The sequence below is a fragment of the Proteus sp. G2669 genome (assembly GCF_009915245.1).
Lineage (GTDB): Bacteria > Pseudomonadota > Gammaproteobacteria > Enterobacterales > Enterobacteriaceae > Proteus.
On sequence record NZ_JAABLX010000017.1, the window covers coordinates 188,314 to 206,489 of the forward strand.

16 protein-coding genes are annotated in these 18,176 nt (G+C 38.6%); 10 read left to right on the top strand and 6 right to left on the bottom strand.

Going from position 1 to position 18,176, the window contains the following annotated elements; translation table 11 throughout:
• Window positions 1-101: 101 nt before the first annotated feature.
• From GWI68_RS04445 to GWI68_RS04460, 4 genes are all read right to left on the bottom strand, one after another.
• A complete protein-coding gene (locus tag GWI68_RS04445) occupies window positions 102-305 on the bottom strand; it encodes an HHA domain-containing protein (protein WP_006535062.1) in 204 nt (67 codons plus the stop codon).
• A 46-nt stretch (window positions 306-351) separates the two neighbouring features.
• The gene (gene tomB, locus GWI68_RS04450) at window positions 352-714 is read right to left on the bottom strand and encodes an Hha toxicity modulator TomB (protein WP_109407971.1); all 363 of its coding nucleotides are present in this window, start codon (window positions 712-714) and stop codon (window positions 352-354) included.
• Between the two features lie 631 nt (window positions 715-1,345).
• Window positions 1,346-4,495: an efflux RND transporter permease subunit gene (locus GWI68_RS04455; RefSeq protein WP_166539499.1), complete on the bottom strand. Its 3,150-nt coding sequence runs from the start codon at window positions 4,493-4,495 to the stop codon at window positions 1,346-1,348.
• Window positions 4,496-4,509: 14 nt separating this feature from the next.
• Window positions 4,510-5,703: an efflux RND transporter periplasmic adaptor subunit gene (locus GWI68_RS04460; RefSeq protein ID WP_109407969.1), complete on the bottom strand. Its 1,194-nt coding sequence runs from the start codon at window positions 5,701-5,703 to the stop codon at window positions 4,510-4,512.
• A 124-nt stretch (window positions 5,704-5,827) separates the two neighbouring features.
• Between GWI68_RS04460 and acrR the strand changes: the two genes are divergently transcribed.
• From acrR to mscK, 3 genes are all read left to right on the top strand, one after another.
• Entirely contained in the window at window positions 5,828-6,472 is a 645-nt protein-coding gene (gene acrR / locus GWI68_RS04465) for a multidrug efflux transporter transcriptional repressor AcrR (protein ID WP_166539500.1), read from the top strand.
• Between the two features lie 28 nt (window positions 6,473-6,500).
• Window positions 6,501-6,854: a DsrE/DsrF/TusD sulfur relay family protein gene (locus GWI68_RS04470; protein WP_166539501.1), complete on the top strand. Its 354-nt coding sequence runs from the start codon at window positions 6,501-6,503 to the stop codon at window positions 6,852-6,854.
• A 127-nt stretch (window positions 6,855-6,981) separates the two neighbouring features.
• Window positions 6,982-10,404, top strand: a complete 3,423-nt coding sequence (gene mscK, locus GWI68_RS04475; protein WP_166539502.1) for a mechanosensitive channel MscK — start codon at window positions 6,982-6,984, stop codon at window positions 10,402-10,404.
• Here the strand turns inward: mscK and rsmS are convergent.
• Together rsmS and GWI68_RS04485 are read right to left on the bottom strand one after the other, a co-directional pair.
• Window positions 10,401-10,568: a pleiotropic regulatory protein RsmS gene (gene rsmS / locus GWI68_RS04480; protein ID WP_166539503.1), complete on the bottom strand. Its 168-nt coding sequence runs from the start codon at window positions 10,566-10,568 to the stop codon at window positions 10,401-10,403. The two genes, mscK and rsmS, sit on opposite strands and share 4 nt — an antisense overlap.
• A gap of 11 nt (window positions 10,569-10,579) precedes the next feature.
• Window positions 10,580-11,122: a primosomal replication protein gene (locus GWI68_RS04485; protein ID WP_109407966.1), complete on the bottom strand. Its 543-nt coding sequence runs from the start codon at window positions 11,120-11,122 to the stop codon at window positions 10,580-10,582.
• Window positions 11,123-11,259: 137 nt separating this feature from the next.
• Here GWI68_RS04485 and apt point away from each other — a divergent pair, with 137 nt between their 5' ends.
• The 7 genes from apt (at window position 11,260) to GWI68_RS04520 (ending at window position 18,161) form a co-directional block, all read left to right on the top strand.
• The gene (gene apt, locus GWI68_RS04490; RefSeq protein WP_036932856.1) at window positions 11,260-11,811 is read left to right on the top strand and encodes an adenine phosphoribosyltransferase; all 552 of its coding nucleotides are present in this window, start codon (window positions 11,260-11,262) and stop codon (window positions 11,809-11,811) included.
• Between the two features lie 251 nt (window positions 11,812-12,062).
• Complete coding sequence (dnaX, locus tag GWI68_RS04495) at window positions 12,063-14,036, top strand: DNA polymerase III subunit gamma/tau (RefSeq protein ID WP_166539504.1); 1,974 nt, start codon at window positions 12,063-12,065, stop codon at window positions 14,034-14,036.
• A gap of 54 nt (window positions 14,037-14,090) precedes the next feature.
• Entirely contained in the window at window positions 14,091-14,420 is a 330-nt protein-coding gene (locus GWI68_RS04500) for a YbaB/EbfC family nucleoid-associated protein (protein ID WP_036932854.1), read from the top strand.
• The gene (recR, locus tag GWI68_RS04505) at window positions 14,420-15,025 is read left to right on the top strand and encodes a recombination mediator RecR (RefSeq protein ID WP_072069364.1); all 606 of its coding nucleotides are present in this window, start codon (window positions 14,420-14,422) and stop codon (window positions 15,023-15,025) included. The genes GWI68_RS04500 and recR overlap by 1 nt, the downstream gene beginning before the upstream one ends.
• 243 nt (window positions 15,026-15,268) lie before the next feature.
• Complete coding sequence (locus GWI68_RS04510) at window positions 15,269-15,937, top strand: VWA domain-containing protein (RefSeq protein ID WP_227336451.1); 669 nt, start codon at window positions 15,269-15,271, stop codon at window positions 15,935-15,937.
• On the top strand, window positions 15,937-16,692 hold the full coding sequence (locus GWI68_RS04515) for a PP2C family serine/threonine-protein phosphatase (RefSeq protein ID WP_166539505.1): 756 nt from the start codon (window positions 15,937-15,939) through the stop codon (window positions 16,690-16,692). Before GWI68_RS04510 ends, GWI68_RS04515 begins: the two co-directional genes overlap by 1 nt.
• Complete coding sequence (locus GWI68_RS04520; RefSeq protein WP_166539506.1) at window positions 16,686-18,161, top strand: DNA-binding protein; 1,476 nt, start codon at window positions 16,686-16,688, stop codon at window positions 18,159-18,161. The genes GWI68_RS04515 and GWI68_RS04520 overlap by 7 nt, the downstream gene beginning before the upstream one ends.
• Window positions 18,162-18,176 lie beyond the last annotated feature (15 nt).

Sequence of the window (18,176 nt, forward strand, 5' to 3'; positions counted from 1 at the left end):
AACGTGAATAAAAACGATATCTAAATTAAGAACTAATAACCCTACTACTATAAAAAATAAAAATAGCAAAAATAAAACTAAGGTAATTAAATAGAACTAAATTATCTTACAAATTTCCAAACAGATGCTGGAATTTTGTCATAGAGTTTATTCATAGTGAGCTCAGCTAAACGATGATCAGCCGCTGAATAAAATAGCTCCAGCTCATCATCAGAGAGTTCGTATTTGTTTTTTTCAATTACTCGCTCTAATGTTTCGATTGAGGTACATTTTCTTAAACGCATTAGATAGTCTGTCTTAGTCATGTTGTCTTTTCTCTATTATTTAAAATAAAACTAAAGATAATTAAATTTACTTAATATAACTTTTTGGGTTTTTGGCTATAAGGGTTAAAAGTGAATGATTTAACTCTTTCCAATTATTGATATCTGAGTAAGAAATTGATGTATTACCAAATAAACGATAGGTTTCTTCAAGGTACTCTTCTATAAGAGTATTAATTACTTGTTTATCAGGGTATTTAATCTTAAATTTCCAACTAAAGTCCATAATGTGTTCAATTAAGACATTAAGGTCAACGCTTTTTGTGCTACTCAGATCATTGTGCCAAACGGTGTTGCCTTTATCTAATGAGCCTAAAGCTTGCTGCAATAGCTCTTCACATAAAAACGACAATTCAGCTAAATCTACTTTTTCTGGTGAATATTCGTCCATAACTTATCGTGGCTGAATTAATAGAAAATATTCATTAATAATGGTAAATACGTATAGTTAGACTTATTAATGAGACACATCACATAATTCATTAATGGATTAATAAAAAAACACAAACTTGAGATTGGGCATTTATATTTACCCGTATGCTAAAAGAGTTTAATAATTATATTTATTATTTCTAACAAAGTAATAGCATATCAAAAGATGATATCAAATACTCATTGCATACAAAGGAGTTTAAAAAATACACAATAAAATGCTTCTTTGCTTAATATAGCACTATTATCGCATAAGTCACTATCTGAACAACAGAATTTTGTCTATTTTCGTAAAAATTAATATATTCCAATCAAGATGATGTTTTTTTAACATTATGATTATCTTTGTTTTTATTGTATTTTACATGTTTAAGCGTGTAAATGAGGTCTATTTATCGCTGTTATTTATAAATAACACTCTGTTTGATTTTGACAAAAAGTCATATATAAGAAAAAAAATAAAATGAGTTTATTGATTAAAGAGATATTTTTTAAAAATAATATACTGAGATAAGTTTTCATTTTAAACGATATATCAATAGATAAAGAAAAAGGTCGCTTATGCGACCTTTTTTGTATTCACAGACAAATTAGTGTGAATTACTTGGATGCTCTAAATCTTCGTTTTTCTTCGCAAAACGTCTACGGATCACGACGAAGAAAATAGGAACAAAGTAGATAGCGAGGGAGGTTGCGGCAATCATACCACCGAATACACCTGTACCTACGGAGTTCTGTGCACCAGAACCTGCACCGTTACTTAATACCAGAGGAATAACCCCTAACATAAAGGCCAGAGAGGTCATTAGAATTGGACGTAGACGCATTCTAACAGAGTCTAACGTTGCTTCTATGAGTCCTTTGCCTTCTTTTTCCATCAAGTCTTTGGCGAATTCAACAATCAAGATTGCGTTTTTCGCCGATAACCCAATGGTTGTTAAGAGCCCAACCTTAAAGTAAACGTCGTTCTCAAGGCCTCGGAATGTGGTGAGTAACAGCGCACCGATAACACCTAGAGGAACCACGAGCATAACAGAGAACGGTACTGACCAGCTTTCATAAAGAGCAGCAAGGCAGAGGAATACAACTATCAAGGAAATGGTATACAGCGCAGGCGCTTGGTTACCAGATAAACGTTCTTGATATGACATTCCTGTCCATTCATAACCAATACCACTTGGTAATTTACTTGCGAGATCTTCCATCATTAGCATTGCATCACCACTACTTTGACCCGGTGTTGCACTACCTTGAATTTGGACTGCAGGTAAACCGTTATAACGCTCTAAACGTGGAGAGCCATATAACCAAGGATCTTTACTTGTATCAATGAATGATGAGAATGGAACCATCTGACCAACATTGTTACGAACATAAAGATTACCAATATCTTGTGGCAACATACGGAATTGTGATTCAGCTTGAACATAAACTTTCTTAACACGACCACGGTCGATAAAGTCGTTTACGTAGCTACCACCAAACATGGTACCTAATGTTGAATAGATATCGCTGATTGCAACACCTTGAGCCTGTGCTTTTTCTAGGTCAATATATAGACGATACTGTGACGTATCTTCCTGACCATTAGGACGCACACCCATCAACATTTGAGATTGTTGTGCCGCCATTCCGAGTAATTGATTTCGTGCTTCCATGAGTTTTTCGTGACCGAGATTCGCTTTATCGACTAACTCGAATTCGAAACCACCCGCAGAGCCTAATTCAACAATTGCTGGAATATTAAATGAGTAAACAAAGGCTTCTTTAATTTGGGATAATGCCATATTGGCACGCCCTACAATTGCCGGAACTTTGTCTTCATCTGCTTTACGTTCATCCCAATCATTCAATACAACGAAGACCAGACCCATATTTTGGCCTTGACCACCGAAGCCGAAGCCACTTACGGTAAAGACGGATTTAACGAGTTCTTTTTCATCGGTATTGAAGTAGTCATTTACTCTTTCTAATACGTCTTGAGTCTGTTCTTGTGTGGAGCCAGCAGGTAACTGAACCATTGTCAGTAATACCCCTTGGTCTTCTTCTGGTAAGAACGATGCAGGTAAGCGAATAAACATTAATGCCATGCCTGCGACTAATAAAACGTAAATTAATAAGTAACGACCAGTACCACGAAGAGTACGGGATACACTATCAGTATAGTGATGGCTGCTTTTTTCAAAGGTACGGTTAAACCAACCAAAGAAGCCTGTTTGCACACCATGACTGCCTTTTGGTACTGGTTTTAACATCGTTGCACAAAGTGCAGGTGTTAAAATCAATGCAACGAAAACAGACAGAACCATTGCTGATACGATGGTGATAGAGAACTGGCGATAAATCGCACCTGTTGAACCACCAAAGAATGCCATTGGAATAAATACCGCAGAAAGCACAAGGGCGATACCCACCAGTGCACTTTGGATTTGTCCCATAGATTTACGTGTTGCTTCTTTAGGTGATAAACCTTCTTCTTGCATAACACGTTCGACGTTTTCTACCACAACGATGGCGTCATCCACCAGAAGCCCGATGGCAAGCACCATCGCAAACATCGTCAAGGTATTTATCGAATAACCAAACGCTGAGAGTATGGCGAAAGTACCTAACAATACAACAGGTACTGCAATTGTTGGAATTAACGTAGCTCGGAAGTTCTGTAAGAACAGATACATAACTACGAATACCAGCATAATAGCTTCAACAAGTGTTTTTACCACTTCGAAAATAGAGATCTTAACGAATGGCGTTGTATCATAAGGATAAACGACCTCTAATCCCGCAGGGAAGAACGGTTCCATTTCAGCTAATGCAGCACGTACAGCAGTGGCGGTATCTAATGCGTTAGCACCTGTTGCTAATTTAATACCAATACCAGAAGCGGGTAGGCCATTAAAGCGAGCAATAGTACTGTAGCTTTCAGCACCCATTTCAACCACACCGAGATCTTTTAGCTTAACCTGCGAACCGTCTGTATTGACTTTCATCAGGATATCGCCAAATTGCTCTGCGGTATTAAGTCGAGTTTGAGCAATAATAGATACGTTTAAACGCTGACCAGGAACAGGAGGTGTACCCCCTAATTGACCTGCTGCCACTTGGTTATTCTGTGCTCTAATCGCACCGATAACATCAAGTGTTGTCATGTTATATTTCACCAGTTTATCTGGATCTAACCAGATACGCATTGCGTATTGGGTACCAAATAACTGGGTTTCACCCACACCGGTTACACGGCTTAATGGGTCTTTAATCGTTGCACCCACATAGTCTGCGATATCATCTTGTGACATTGAACCGTCATTTGAGATGAAACCTGCAACCATCAAGAATGAACTTGAGGATTTATCAACACTAATCCCTTGTTGTTGCACTTCCTGAGGTAATAATGGCATAGCAAGTTGCAATTTATTTTGCACCTGTACTTGCGCAATATCAGGATCAGTACCTGCTTCAAAGGTCAGAGTGATATTCATCATACCGGCTGAGTCACTGGTCGCAGACATATACACCATGTTATCGATACCATTCATATTCTGTTCGATAACTTGGGTAACTGTATTTTGCACAGTGGTGGCGTCAGCACCAGGATAAACCGCAGAGATAGAAATCGCTGGCGGTGCAATCGTTGGATACTGGGCAACAGGCAGTTTGATGAGTGCCAGAAGACCTGCGAGCATGGTAATTATCGCAATTACCCACGCAAATATCGGTCTATCTATAAAAAACTTAGGCATGGATCACCGACTCCTTATTGAGGATTCTTAGCTGGCTCAGTTTGTTCAGGTGATGGCTTAGCATCTAAATTTTCTTCTTGAGGCGTTACTGTCATTTTTGGTTTTGCTTTTTGCAATCCAGAAACGATAACGCGCTCACCAGCCTGAACACCACTATTAACGAGCCATTTATTACCAACAGCTTGTGACACATCAATGGTACGAACTTCAACAACATTGTCTTTATTAACAACCATTGCTGTCGCTTCACCACGAGCAGTACGAATAACAGCTTGCTGTGGGATCAAAATTGCATTTTGACGAATACCATTTTCTAATTTAGTACGAACAAACATACCTGGTAATAGTTCCCCAGTAGGGTTAGGTACGATAGCACGCATAGTAATTGAGCCGGTTGTTTCATCAACAGTGACATCAGAAAACTCTAAATGGCCTTTCTGTGCGTAAGCTTGCCCATTAGTCAATGTTAAATGAACAACAGGTTTGCCTTGCTCTTGACGAATAACGCCACTTTCAATTTCATTTTTAAGTTTCAGATAATCTTCACTCGATTGTGTCACGTTGACGTAAATCGGATCGATTTGCTGAACTGTAGTTAGTGCTACTTGCTGACCTGGAGCGACAAGTGCACCTTCAGTCACAGTAGATTTACCTGAACGGCCTGAAATTGGCGCTGTTACTTTTGTATATTCAAGATTAATCTTTGCAGTTGTTACAGCCGCTTCTCCTGCTTTAACAGCAGCTACAGCTTGTGCATATTGAGATGTTGCAGTATCAAAATCTTGTTTACTGACATAGTTTGTACCTAGCAGAGGCTTATAACGCTCCACAGTGAGACGAGCTATTTCAGCATTAGCTTTAGCTTTCGCTAATTCAGCTTGCGCACTATTTAAAGTTGCTTCAAAAATAGCTGGGTCGATTTGGTACAAAGATGTACCCGCTTCTACATAGCTACCTTCTTTGTAATTGCGGTTTAAAATAATGCCACCAACTTGAGGGCGAACTTCAGCAATACGGAAGGCTGATGTACGACCTGGTAAATCAGTGGTGATTGTCAGAGCTTGCGCTCCTAAAGTCACAACACCTACAGCCGGAGCAGGAGGAGGCCCCCCAGCAGACTGTTTAGCTTTGTCGTCACATCCAGCAAGAACCAAGCTGCCTGATAGCACTAACAGAGCCAGAGGCAAAACCCCTCTGTTTTTTCGCATAAGAAAACCTCTATTCAAACGTTGTTTCCCGGGATAAAAATAATTAAGTTGATGATTGATTGCGATGTATAGTACAAACATACATGAATGTATGTAAATTAACTTCAGTCAAAATCGAGGATTAATGGCACGAAAAACTAAACGGCAGGCACAAGAGACAAGACAGCAGATTATTGATGCTGCACTTAGGCTATTTACTGTGCAAGGCGTTTCTGCCACATCACTTTCAGATATTGCGGCCGCTGCAGGAGTTACCCGTGGCGCAATATATTGGCACTTTAAAAATAAAGTGGATTTATTTACTGAAGCGTGCGAACTCACCGACTTAAAAATAGAATCTTTAGAAATAGAGTATCAAACAAAATACCCAGATGATCCACTATTTGTATTAAGAGAATTGCTTATTTACATATTGACATCGATTGTCGAAGATCCTAAACATAATGCACTTTTAGAAATATATTTCCATAAATGCGAATTTGTCGGTGAAATGACACCAATTGTTGAAATTCGTAGAGAATTGTGTGCAGCTGATTACTCTAGAATAGAACAATCTTTATCTCGTTGTGTTGAAAAAAAACAACTACCATCCGACCTTAATTTAAGAAGGGCGGCCATCATGTTAAGGGCTATGATGACTGGGCTTGCTGAAAATTGGTTATTTTCACCAGAAAGCTTTTCTATCAAAGATGAAAGTCAATATTTGGTTGATAGCTTTATTGATATGATAAAGCACAGTGCAAATATGAGAATATCTGCGTCCTCTTAATTTATTATTAAACAAAAGGAAGACATCTATGAGTAAGGTCTTAGTTATTGCTAATGGTGCAGCTTATGGTAATGAGTCATTATTTAACGCACTGCGTTTATCTATTACATTAAAAGAACAGCACCCAGAAACTCAATTAAATATCTTTTTAATGTCAGATGCTGTTACAGGGGCTTTAGCTCGCCAACAGCCTAAAGAAGGTTATAACTTACAACAAATGCTGGAAATTTTAACGGCACAAAATGTTCCTGTTAAATTATGCAAAACATGTACAGATACTCGTGGTATCAGTGGGTTACCATTAGTTGATGGTGCAGAGTTAGGTACATTAGTTGATTTGGCACAATGGACGCTTGATGCGGATAAAATCCTAACATTCTGATTGTCGCTTCATTTTCTCAGCCGAGAAACAACCCCAAGCAACTTGTTCTGTTTACACTGCCAATTGAACGTAATTGGATTATACTAATAAACAGTTTTTCAATATTAATTGAACAAGTTGCTTAACCATGCGGATACAAACTTTTTTTTCTCAATTTAATAATCGAATGACGACGATTGTCGCCGCGACTGCTATTATTTTTATTCTTTGGTGCCTCTCTATTACTTCGGTTTTAGCCGCGGTTTCAAGTAATCTACCGACTCAAGAAAATATTCAAAATCAGCTTAGTTTATTAAATAAACGTAGTGAGTTAAGTGCAGAAGATAAATTAACAATTGCGGATTTAGAACAATCACTTTTATTACTCGATAATATTCAACAGCTAGAAAAAAAATCAGTAAATTATGATAAAACGGTAGAGCAACTACCTGAAAAGCTGCGTAGTACGCAATATCAACTTAATCAATTAAAACAAAAAGTCGCTAATAAAGAAGCAGATGACTACCAAAAATCATTGGAAGCATTACCATTAGCAACATTAGAATCGCAATTAGAAAGTGTTCTACAATCCTTACAAAAATCCCAAGATGATTTAGCTAATTACAGTAATGAACTTATCGTATTACAGACACAACCTGAAAGGGCGCAATCTGTTTTATTTAATAACTCAGATAGATTGCAACAAATAAGGACATTGCTGAATAAAAGTAGTGCAGATAAAGCACAAATGCGGCCTTCTGCTGTGCAGTTATTACAGTTAGAGCAATATTATCTTCAACAACAAAATAATTTTCAAAAACGTACATTACAGTCAAATGTGCAATTACAAAGCTTATTACAACTTCAACGTGACTATAGCTCTGCGTATATTGACCTTTCACAGGAACGCGCACAACTGCTTCAAGATGCCATCAGCGATAAACGTCTAGATAGTTCAGAAGAAACAGCTAAAGAAGCACAAAGCACCGAACTTGATAATCAAGCGATTAATAATGATCCATTCTATTTAGCGCAAACAGAAATCAATAAGCATCTTAGTGATAAACTGATCGTTACAACACAAAATAATAACGAACTAAATCGCCATAGCTTAATGGTGAAAAACCGCTTAGATAGAGCCATTCAATCTGAACGAAACCTAAAAGAACAAATTGATGTATTAAAAGGAAGTTTGTTACTTTCCCGAATTTTATTTGAAGAGCAAGTTGATTTGCCGGATGGTATTTTTATTAATAATTTGCCTGATAAAATCGCTGATTTGCGGTTAGAGCAATTTGAAATTAATAAACAACGTGATCAGATAATACAACCCAATATCTATATTGATCGGTTGATGCAGGAATACCAAATTACTCATCCTGAAGTCACCGACCCTAATGTACTAAAAGAGTTACGTAGTGCATTAGAATTACTTGTTGATGCACGTCGGGAGTTGCTTGATAAACTCAATAATCAATTAGGCAATCAAATTTCAGGTTCGATTAACCTGCAAATGGATCAGCAACAATTACGCAGTGTCGTAAGCTCTTTAGAAAGTACATTAGCACAACAAATTTTCTGGGTGAGTAGTAATAAACCTATTAATCTCAATTGGTTTTCAACATTTCCTTCTCAAGCAGTGGCAGAATTCCAAAGTTTTAAATTGAATTGGTCAAATGAAAATCTGTTGATCGGGGCTAAGAAATCACTTCCTGTCCTTATTGCGTTGATTCTGTTTGGTTTAATACTGATTTGGCAACGTAAAAAGCTTGATACTCAGTTTGAAAAACTTAATGGGGATATTAATAAGCTCAATAAAGATTCTCAGCTACATACACCACTGGCATTAGGTATTGTTTTCTTAAAAACATTACCACTTTCTTGTTTTGTTTTAGCGATTGGCTATTGGCTAATAAATAGTTTTAACGTGCAACAAGAGTTTATCTGGTCTTTTGCTTGGCAATTTGCGGTATTTTGGCTGATGTTTGAATGGTCTTATCGTTTAATGTCTGATAATGGCGTTGCTGTAAAACATTTTAAAATTCCTGTAGAGAGAGTTCAGCAAAACCGTAAACGTTTATTGCGTCTTTCTCTTCCTATGTTGCCGATTATTTTGCTTTCTGCTTACGGTATTAATAACCCATTATCACTGGTGGGGGATGTTATTGGGCAGTTGGTTGCGATTATTTCACTGTTTTGCATTAGTTTATGTGCATTGCCGTTTTGTCGCGAAATGTGGCAAGAAAAAGGGAATCATGTTGTTAGAACGGTTGTGATCACCCTATTAACATTCTCGCCTTTAATTTTAATGGGATTAGTAATTTTTGGTTATTACTATACGGCGTTGCGTTTAGCAAATCGTTGGATTGATAGCTTATATCTGCTTATGTTGTGGTTCACTGCTTATCATGCCAGTTTACGAGGATTAACCGTTGCTGCTAGAAGACTTGCTTATCGTCGAGCGCTTGAACGTCGACAAGCAATGTTAAAAGAAAAAAAAGAGGGTGAAGATAATGGCCTTGAACCTATTCAAGAGCCTCCAATGGATATGGAGCAAATCAATCAGCAATCATTAAGACTGACAACAATGATTTTATTTATCATTTTTGCGTCTAGTTTCTACGGGATTTGGTCCGATTTTATTACTGTATTTACCTATTTAGATGGTATTACACTCTGGAGCTATACATTACCCACAGAGTTGGGAAATGTGGTTAAAGCCGTCACAGTAGCAGATCTCTTATTGTCTGTTTCTATCATGGCAATCTCTTGGTTTATGACGCGAAATTTACCAGGTTTATTAGAGGTATTAATCTTATCGCGTATCAAACTGCAACAAGGCGCTTCTTACGCTATTACGACTATTTTAACCTACGTTATTATTGCAATAGGCACCATTGTCTCTCTGGGAATATTAGGTGTGGCATGGGAGAAATTACAATGGTTAGCGGCGGCTTTAACGGTAGGATTAGGGTTTGGTTTACAAGAGATATTCGCAAACTTTGTGTCTGGTTTGATCATCTTGTTTGAAAGACCAGTTAGGATTGGGGATACCGTCACCATCGGAACATATTCAGGTACAGTTAGCCGAATTCGAATTAGAGCAACAACAGTGACAGATTTTGATCGCAAAGAAGTAATTATTCCTAATAAAGCTTTTGTAACAGAACGGCTTATTAACTGGACATTATCTGATACTGTCACACGCATTATTATTCAGGTGGGGGTGGCATATGGTTCTGATCTAGATAAGGTCAAAGCTATCTTAATGAAAGCAGCGAAAGAGAATACCAGAGTGATGACTGAACCTGAGCCAGTCGTGTTATTTACTGAATTTGGCGCCAGTACGTTAAACCACGATTTACGTTTTTATGTCAGAACATTAGGTGATAGAAGTATTGCAATTGATGAAGTGAATCGTGCAATTGATAAGCTTTGTAATGAAAACGATATTAATATTGCATTTAACCAACTTGATGTTTATTTGCATAATAAACAAGGTGATGAAGTACAAGAGGTAAAACGGCCTCTTGATGGTTCGACACCTGAAGCCAATACCCCTTTTGCTTAATTAAAGGGCGTGTTTGTTGATTGTGTCGCCAATTTGTTTTCATAATCTTGGCGCACAATCTCAAGGGCTTCTAGTGCTGTTTTAGGATCAATATGGTGACTTTCAAGTAAATAGATAAGATCAACGGCCAACTGAACAGATTTTGGTGCTTCTTTTAAACTCATAATTATCGCCTTTAAAATTTATCTTCTTGTTTTTCAATGCTCTTTTCAATAGAGAAAAGGGCGTTTTTACAACGCGCTAGGCGATTTTCAAGTGCAGCAATCTCTTTTTGCAACTCTTGTTGTTGCATAAAACTTTGTGCTTGCGTTAATGAAAGCTCTCTATCTTGGATCATGGCGTGTAATCTGCGCTCATAATCCTGATGTTGGGCAAGTTTTTGGTATAAATCGACACTTTTTTTTCGTTGAGTAAGCTGGTTCTCTTGCTTTCTTAGTGTTTGTGTCGATAATTCACGAGTTAATGCTTCTATTTGTTGTAGGATTTGAGTGGCCAGAAATTTAACCTGCTGGCTTCGTTGTGCCTCAACACAAGCGATTAACTGGGTAAAATTATCGCGGATCTGTTGCATATAGCCGCCAAGTGAATCACTTCGGCGGTGGAACAGTGCTGTGTCGAAGCAAGGTGCTGCAATTTTTTTGTTTGCAATAGGCGCCAGTGTTTCGGCAAGATTGTCTATCTGTTTTTTAAACAAGCTTAAAGGATCAGGTTTATTCATCGGGTTCTTGTTCCTGTTTTGATAAAAACATGAATTGACTTAAAGCAACAAAAAAGAGTTGTTAACTGGCTTTCTGTTGCATTTTAACGGCATATTGCATAGATTCTATCGTTTCGTTTTTTATTATGGCACTGATTATGACTGCTAACGCGCAACAACTGCAATTTATTAAAGACAGTATTGAAACCATTCCTGATTATCCAAAAGAAGGGATATTATTTCGTGATATCACTACATTACTGGATAATCCTGCTGCATATCAGGCAACCATTGATTTATTGGTAGAGCACTATCAAGGTCAGGGTATCACTAAAGTCGTGGGTACCGAAGCTCGCGGTTTCCTATTTGGTGCTCCGGTTGCTTTACGCCTCGGTGTTGGTTTCGTTCCTGTTCGTAAAAAAGGTAAATTGCCTCGCGAAACGCTCAGTGAAACTTATGATTTGGAATATGGCACAGATACTTTAGAGATCCACAAAGACAGCATTACGGATAAAGACAAAGTATTAATGGTTGATGATTTACTGGCAACAGGCGGCACCATTGAAGCAACAGCCCGTCTTATCCGTCGTTTAGGTGGAACTGTAACAGAAGCTGCATTTATTATCTGCTTACCTGATTTAGGCGGTATTGAACGCTTAGAAAAACAAGGCGTTCATAGCTTTACTCTGGTTGATTTTCCAGGACATTAATTTCTTCACTGTTTAAAATGTGGTGATACACGTCATTATTTTAAACATGAGTAATAGTGCGGGTGCTTTTGTGTTATTTATGATGTGATATATAAATATCTATGGCCCGCACAATTGATTTTCCTCTCTGATACATTTCAAATATTCGACGGTTCTTTCATCAATATCTCATTTGTTTCTGACAAATCTCGCTCAATGGGGCGTCCCTGTGTTAGCATAGAGATAAATCTCGTTCAAATTTAGCGGAATCAATGAGCTATCAGGTACTTGCCCGTAAGTGGCGCCCACAAACTTTTAACGATGTTGTCGGTCAACGTCATGTGTTGACGGCTTTAGCTAATGGTCTTGATCATCAGCGACTTCATCATGCCTATCTTTTTTCTGGTACTCGAGGTGTCGGAAAAACCACTATTGCCCGATTATTTGCCAAAGGGCTTAATTGTGAAACAGGCATTACGAGTAAACCTTGTGGTCAATGTGCAAATTGCCTTGAAATAGAACAGGGGCGTTTTGTCGATTTAATCGAAATCGATGCTGCATCGCGTACCAAGGTAGAAGATACCCGTGAATTGCTTGATAATGTGCAATATGCGCCAGCGCGTGGACGTTTTAAGGTCTACTTGATTGACGAAGTTCACATGCTTTCTCGCCACAGTTTTAATGCGCTATTAAAAACATTAGAAGAACCACCAGAGCACGTTAAGTTTCTACTGGCGACAACCGATCCACAAAAATTACCTGTCACTATTTTATCGCGTTGTTTGCAATTTCATTTGCGTGCATTGGATATTGACCAAATTGCAACACAACTCGAAAAAGTGCTTACTGCCGAACACATTGAAAATGATGTAAGAGCACGCCAGCTTATTGCTCGTGCCGCCGATGGTAGTATGCGAGACGCTTTAAGTTTAACAGATCAAGCTATAGCAAGTGGTGAAGGCGTTGTCACCGCTGACGTTGTAAGTCAAATGCTTGGCACTATTGATGATGCACAGCCTTTAGCACTGATTGAAGCACTGGTAAAAGCAGATGGTCAACAAGTGATGTCGCTGGTCAATGAAGTGGCTTCAAGAGGAACTGATTGGGAAAACTTCTTAGTTGAGACTCTTTCGTTATTGCATCAAATTGCCATGTTGCAATTATTGCCTAGTGAGGATAATCCCCAAGAACAATTTACCCAAGAGCGTTTACGCCTATTGGCTAAATCTGTTTCACCACAAGATTTACAACTCTATTATCAAACTTTATTAGTTGGACGAAAAGAACTGGCTTATGCACCAGATAGACGCATGGGCGTTGAAATGACGTTATTAAGAGCGTTAGCTTTTCATCCCAAAACAGTGATTGATGAGGTTTCTTCTGCGCCATTAGCGCAAACTTTGCCTTCTACGTCATCGACAACAAATCGAATGCCAGTGAGTCATGAGCAACCAGTGGCTCAGGCTCATTCGCCACAAAATACACGTTCTTCTTCGCCCATGAACAATGCCTCGTTAGGTAATAGTCCAGCGGCACAACTTTTAAGAGCACGGCAGGCGATAAAGGGGACTGAACAACAAACCCCGCCAAAAAAGCCTGAACCGGCGACGCCAAATCAGGCTAAGCCGGCTGCTAGTGCATTAGAACGGCTAGCAGCCGTGAGTGAAAGACGTCAACAAGTTGCTAAACGTCAACCTAATCCTAATGCACCTGAAAAAAAGAAAAAAGAAGCATATCAATGGCGCCCACAAAATCCTGAGTTGATGTCAACACAAGAGACAGTGTCTTCGCCTAAAGAAATTAAAGAAGTTCTCGAATACGAAAAAACGCCAGAGTTAGCGGCCAAAATTGCGAAAGAATCACAAGAAAGAGATGCGTGGGCTGCTGAAATTGAAAAAATGCCATTACCTAAATTGGTGCAACAACTGGCATTAAATGCGTATAAAGAGACAGTAAGTGAAGAAAACGTGATTTTGCATTTACGAACTAGACAGAAACATTTAAATTCAGCAAATGCATTACGCACACTCACAAATGCATTAAGTGAATTGCATGGAAAAGCAATTTCACTCACAATTATAGAAGATGATAATCCAGCGGTAAAAACGCCGTTGGAGTGGCGACAAGCCATTTATGATGAAAAATTGGCGTTATCGCGTCAATCGATTATTACGGATAAAACAATTCAAACATTACAGCAATATTTTGATGCTGAATTGGATGAAGAGAGTATCCGACCTGTTTAATCGCAACATATTGTATGACTTCATACTGTGTGGCTTTTACAAAGAGAGACAATTATGTTCGGAAAAGGTGGTTTGGGCAATCTGATGAAGCAAGCCCAACAAATGCAAGACAAAATGCAACAAATGCAAGAAGAGATCGCAAACTTAGAAGTGACAGGTGAATCTGGCGCTGGCTTAGTCAAGATCACTATCAATGGTGCTCATAATTGCCGTCGTGTTGAAATCGATCCTAGTCTGTTAGAAGATGACAAAGAGATGCTAGAAGATCTGATTGCTGCTGCCTTTAATGATGCTGCGCGTCGTATTGATGAAACGCAAAAAGAGAAAATGGCCTCTGTCTCTAATGGTATGCAATTACCACCAGGCTTTAAGATGCCATTCTAATGCAAACTAGCCCACTTCTTGAATCATTAATGGAAGCGTTGCGTTGTTTACCCGGTGTCGGGCCTAAATCAGCGCAACGAATGGCTTTCCAACTGCTTCAACGCGATAGAAGCGGTGGTATGCGACTTGCACAAGCGTTAACGCGTGCAATGTCTGAAATCGGCCATTGCTGTGATTGCCGAACTTTTACTGAAGAAGAGCGCTGTACTATTTGTGCCAATGCTCGTCGTCAGCAAAATGGGCAAATTTGTGTTGTCGAAAGTCCTGCGGATATTCATGCAATCGAGCAGACAGGGCAGTTTGCGGGTCGATACTTTGTTTTAATGGGACATTTATCCCCTTTAGATGGTATCGGACCGATGGATATTGGTTTAGATAGACTTGAAGAGCGTTTGAGCCAGGAAACAATTTCAGAAGTTATCTTGGCCACAAACCCGACAGTGGAAGGTGAAGCGACAGCCAACTATATTGCTGAGATCTGCGCTCAGTATGATATTACGGCAAGCCGAATTGCTCACGGGGTTCCTGTGGGGGGCGAGCTTGAAATGGTTGATGGTACAACACTTTCACACTCTATTGCTGGACGCCAAAAAATCCATTATTAATAAAATAAATATTTTATTTAAAAAGCACCTTTTACTTAATGTAACAAGGTGCTTTTTTCATTTAATATTATGAAAAATAGCGCAATTCTAATTTAAAATAATATTTTTAAGTCTTAAAACCTACTTTTTCTAAGAAATATCTTTATCTTCAAATTATCGTTTTTTTCTTTCTGATGAATTTTGCATCTTTATGTTACATTAATCATTATCATGAAAAATAATAACTGAATGATGGAGCATCTTATGATCCCTGACGTAGCCTTAGTTGATAACAGTGAACAACGTACCCCTCTGATCTTAGTGTTAGATAGCTCCGGTAGTATGTATGGTCAGCCTATTCAACAATTAAATGAAGGCCTTAAACTACTCGAACAAGAACTAAAAAATGATGTGATTGCCGCAAAACGCGTGCGTATTTTAGTGATTGAATATGGTGGATATGACCAATGTACTGTGCATGGTGATTGGAAAGATGCTATGGATTTTACGGCTCCTGTTTTAGAAGCAAATGGCACAACCCCTATGGGACAAGCTATCACGCTAGCGCTTGAAGAAATAGAAGCTGAAAAACAGCGCTTTAAACAAGCGGGTGTTGCTTATACTCGTCCTTGGCTATTTTTAATGTCTGATGGTGTACCAACCGATCAATGGGAACAAGCGGCACAGCTTTGTCGCCAAGCAGAGGAAAGCCAAAAAACGGCAGTATTTCCGATTATGGTTGATGGAGCATCAGCAGAAGTGATGGGAAGCTTTAGCCGTAATGGTGTTAATGGTGTGAAAATGCTAAAAGGGCTGCAATTTAAAGAATTATTCTTGTGGTTAAGTGCCAGTATGCAAGTGGTTTCTCAGTCAACACCGGGCGGCACAGCACAATTACCTTCAACAGATTCTTGGGCGAGTGTACCTGTTTGATGAACGATTGGTTAGCTTATGGGGCATCGGTGACAGGCATTGCCCATCAAGAACGTCAAATTCCTTGTCAAGATGCTTATTTTATTCGCTGTAAAGGTGAGTATCTTATCGCTGCTGTTTGTGATGGTGCAGGCTCCTCTCGTTATAGTGAGCAAGGTGCTCAACTTGTTGCTCGGTTATTTACGCTGCGTATCACAGAGTGGCCAAATATCGATTTGTTAACCGAAAAACAGATAACACAAGGGGCAAAACAGCTCATTGAAGATATTCGCCTCCAACTGGCTGAATATGCAGAAATAAAACAGTGCGCACTTAATGAATATGCATCAACATTGGTTGCATGTTGGGTTGGTGATGATAGTGGCTATTTATTCCATTTGGGTGATGGTATTGCTGTGGTGGAATACTGCGATGGCACAAGTTATGTATCACAGCCAGAAAACGGAGAATATGCAAATCAAACTTGGTTTGTGACATCAGAAAATTGGGAGGCGCATTTACGCGTTATTCCTCTCAATAAACCAGTAAAACAAGTTATTTTGATGTCTGATGGTGTACAGCCTTTTGCCATGAATAAAGCGTGTGATGCTCTTTATGAACCGTTTATCACTCCAGTGATCCGTTATTTAAAAACAGTATCTGAAGACAGTGGAAGTGAAGCACTCGCGGGAACATTGGCAGATCCTCGTACACACTCAATTACGGGTGACGATAAGACCTTAGTGATTTGTATCAGGGATGAAGAGTTGTGGTAAAAGCGAGAAAAAAAGGGACGGCGATATCTGGGACAACACAACTGCAAGATGAAAATGGCAAGATTTATCAGATTGGCGATTTGATAAAAAGTGGGGGAGCAGGAAGTGTTAGTCACATTAATAATGCACCTTTCCAAGTATCAAAAGTTTATCATGATAAAATTGATAAAGCCTATTACCTGAAAAAAATTACTGCAATGCAGAAACTAGAGCCTTCATTAAAGGCTGTTTCTGTCAATGATATTCCAATAATTCAACTCGCATGGCCTCAAGCACGTTTATACAATAGCCAAAAGCAATTTGTTGGCTTTGTGATGCCCGAACTTGATGTGAAAAATACCATAGAGTTGGAATATATTCTTCAAGAGCGTCAAGCTAAAGCCCATAATTTACCCACAGGAATGGGCGCTAAAGTTAGCCTTGCTTATAATCTTTGTTCGTTGATTGATGCATTGCATCAACAAGGGCATCGTATTATTGATATGAAGCCATTAAACCTGCGATTTTATAAATCAAGTTTGTATATGTCTCTTCTTGATTGTGATGGTTTTAGTATTCAAGGGGAAAACATACGCTATCCCGCAGGGCAATTTACTGTCGAATATTTAGCCCCAGAATTTCAAGCAAAACAAACTATTCTACAAGATCAAGAAGAAAGACAAGATCGATTTGCTTTAGCTGTTATTATTTTTCAACTGCTTAATTTTGGTATCCATCCTTTTAGTGGTCGCCCTAAAAACGACACGGTTCCTACGGATATTCCTAGACGTATTGCTGGTCGTTTTTATGGTTATGGCGTAAAGACGCATAATTTAATTACCCCAAATGTTGCTAGTGGGCATAAACAATTGCCCGATAAACTGAGAACATTATTTGATAAAGCTTTTTCAGGAAATCCAACATTAAGACCTAGTGCGAAAACATGGGCTACGGCACTGTATGAGTATGCACAACCTGAAAAGCAACAAATGTTGGTATGTCAGAAAGATAAAAACCACCAATATTTTGCGGGTAAAGCCTGTGCAGCATGTGCAAGGCAAACCCAACTACAGCAAGTGGCTATTACTCAAAAGCAAAGTCAAATACAACGAGAGCAAATACGCCAAAATAGCGTCAAAAATGCCAATATTAGACATGTACCTACACATACGGTTCCAGCTAAACCAATACAGCCACCCGCTATTTTTATCGCGTTAAAACAAGCAATAAGTAAAGTTCCATCTGTTATTTTTCACACCGCTATTGCCATCATAGCGCCGATTATTTTCGGATTACTGTTGATGTATTTTATTCCTCAAGGAACAAGTGGGGATTTAGGTTTTACTTGGATAACTGACTTAATAAAAGCGAATTATATTGAGCAGTTACTAATAACAATGTTAAGTGTGATTTTTTTAATGATGATAGCCATTATTATACTCATCATTTTTATTCTCCCTTCATTACGTATTTTGAAAAGAAAACCTTAATGAGAGGGAGTTCAT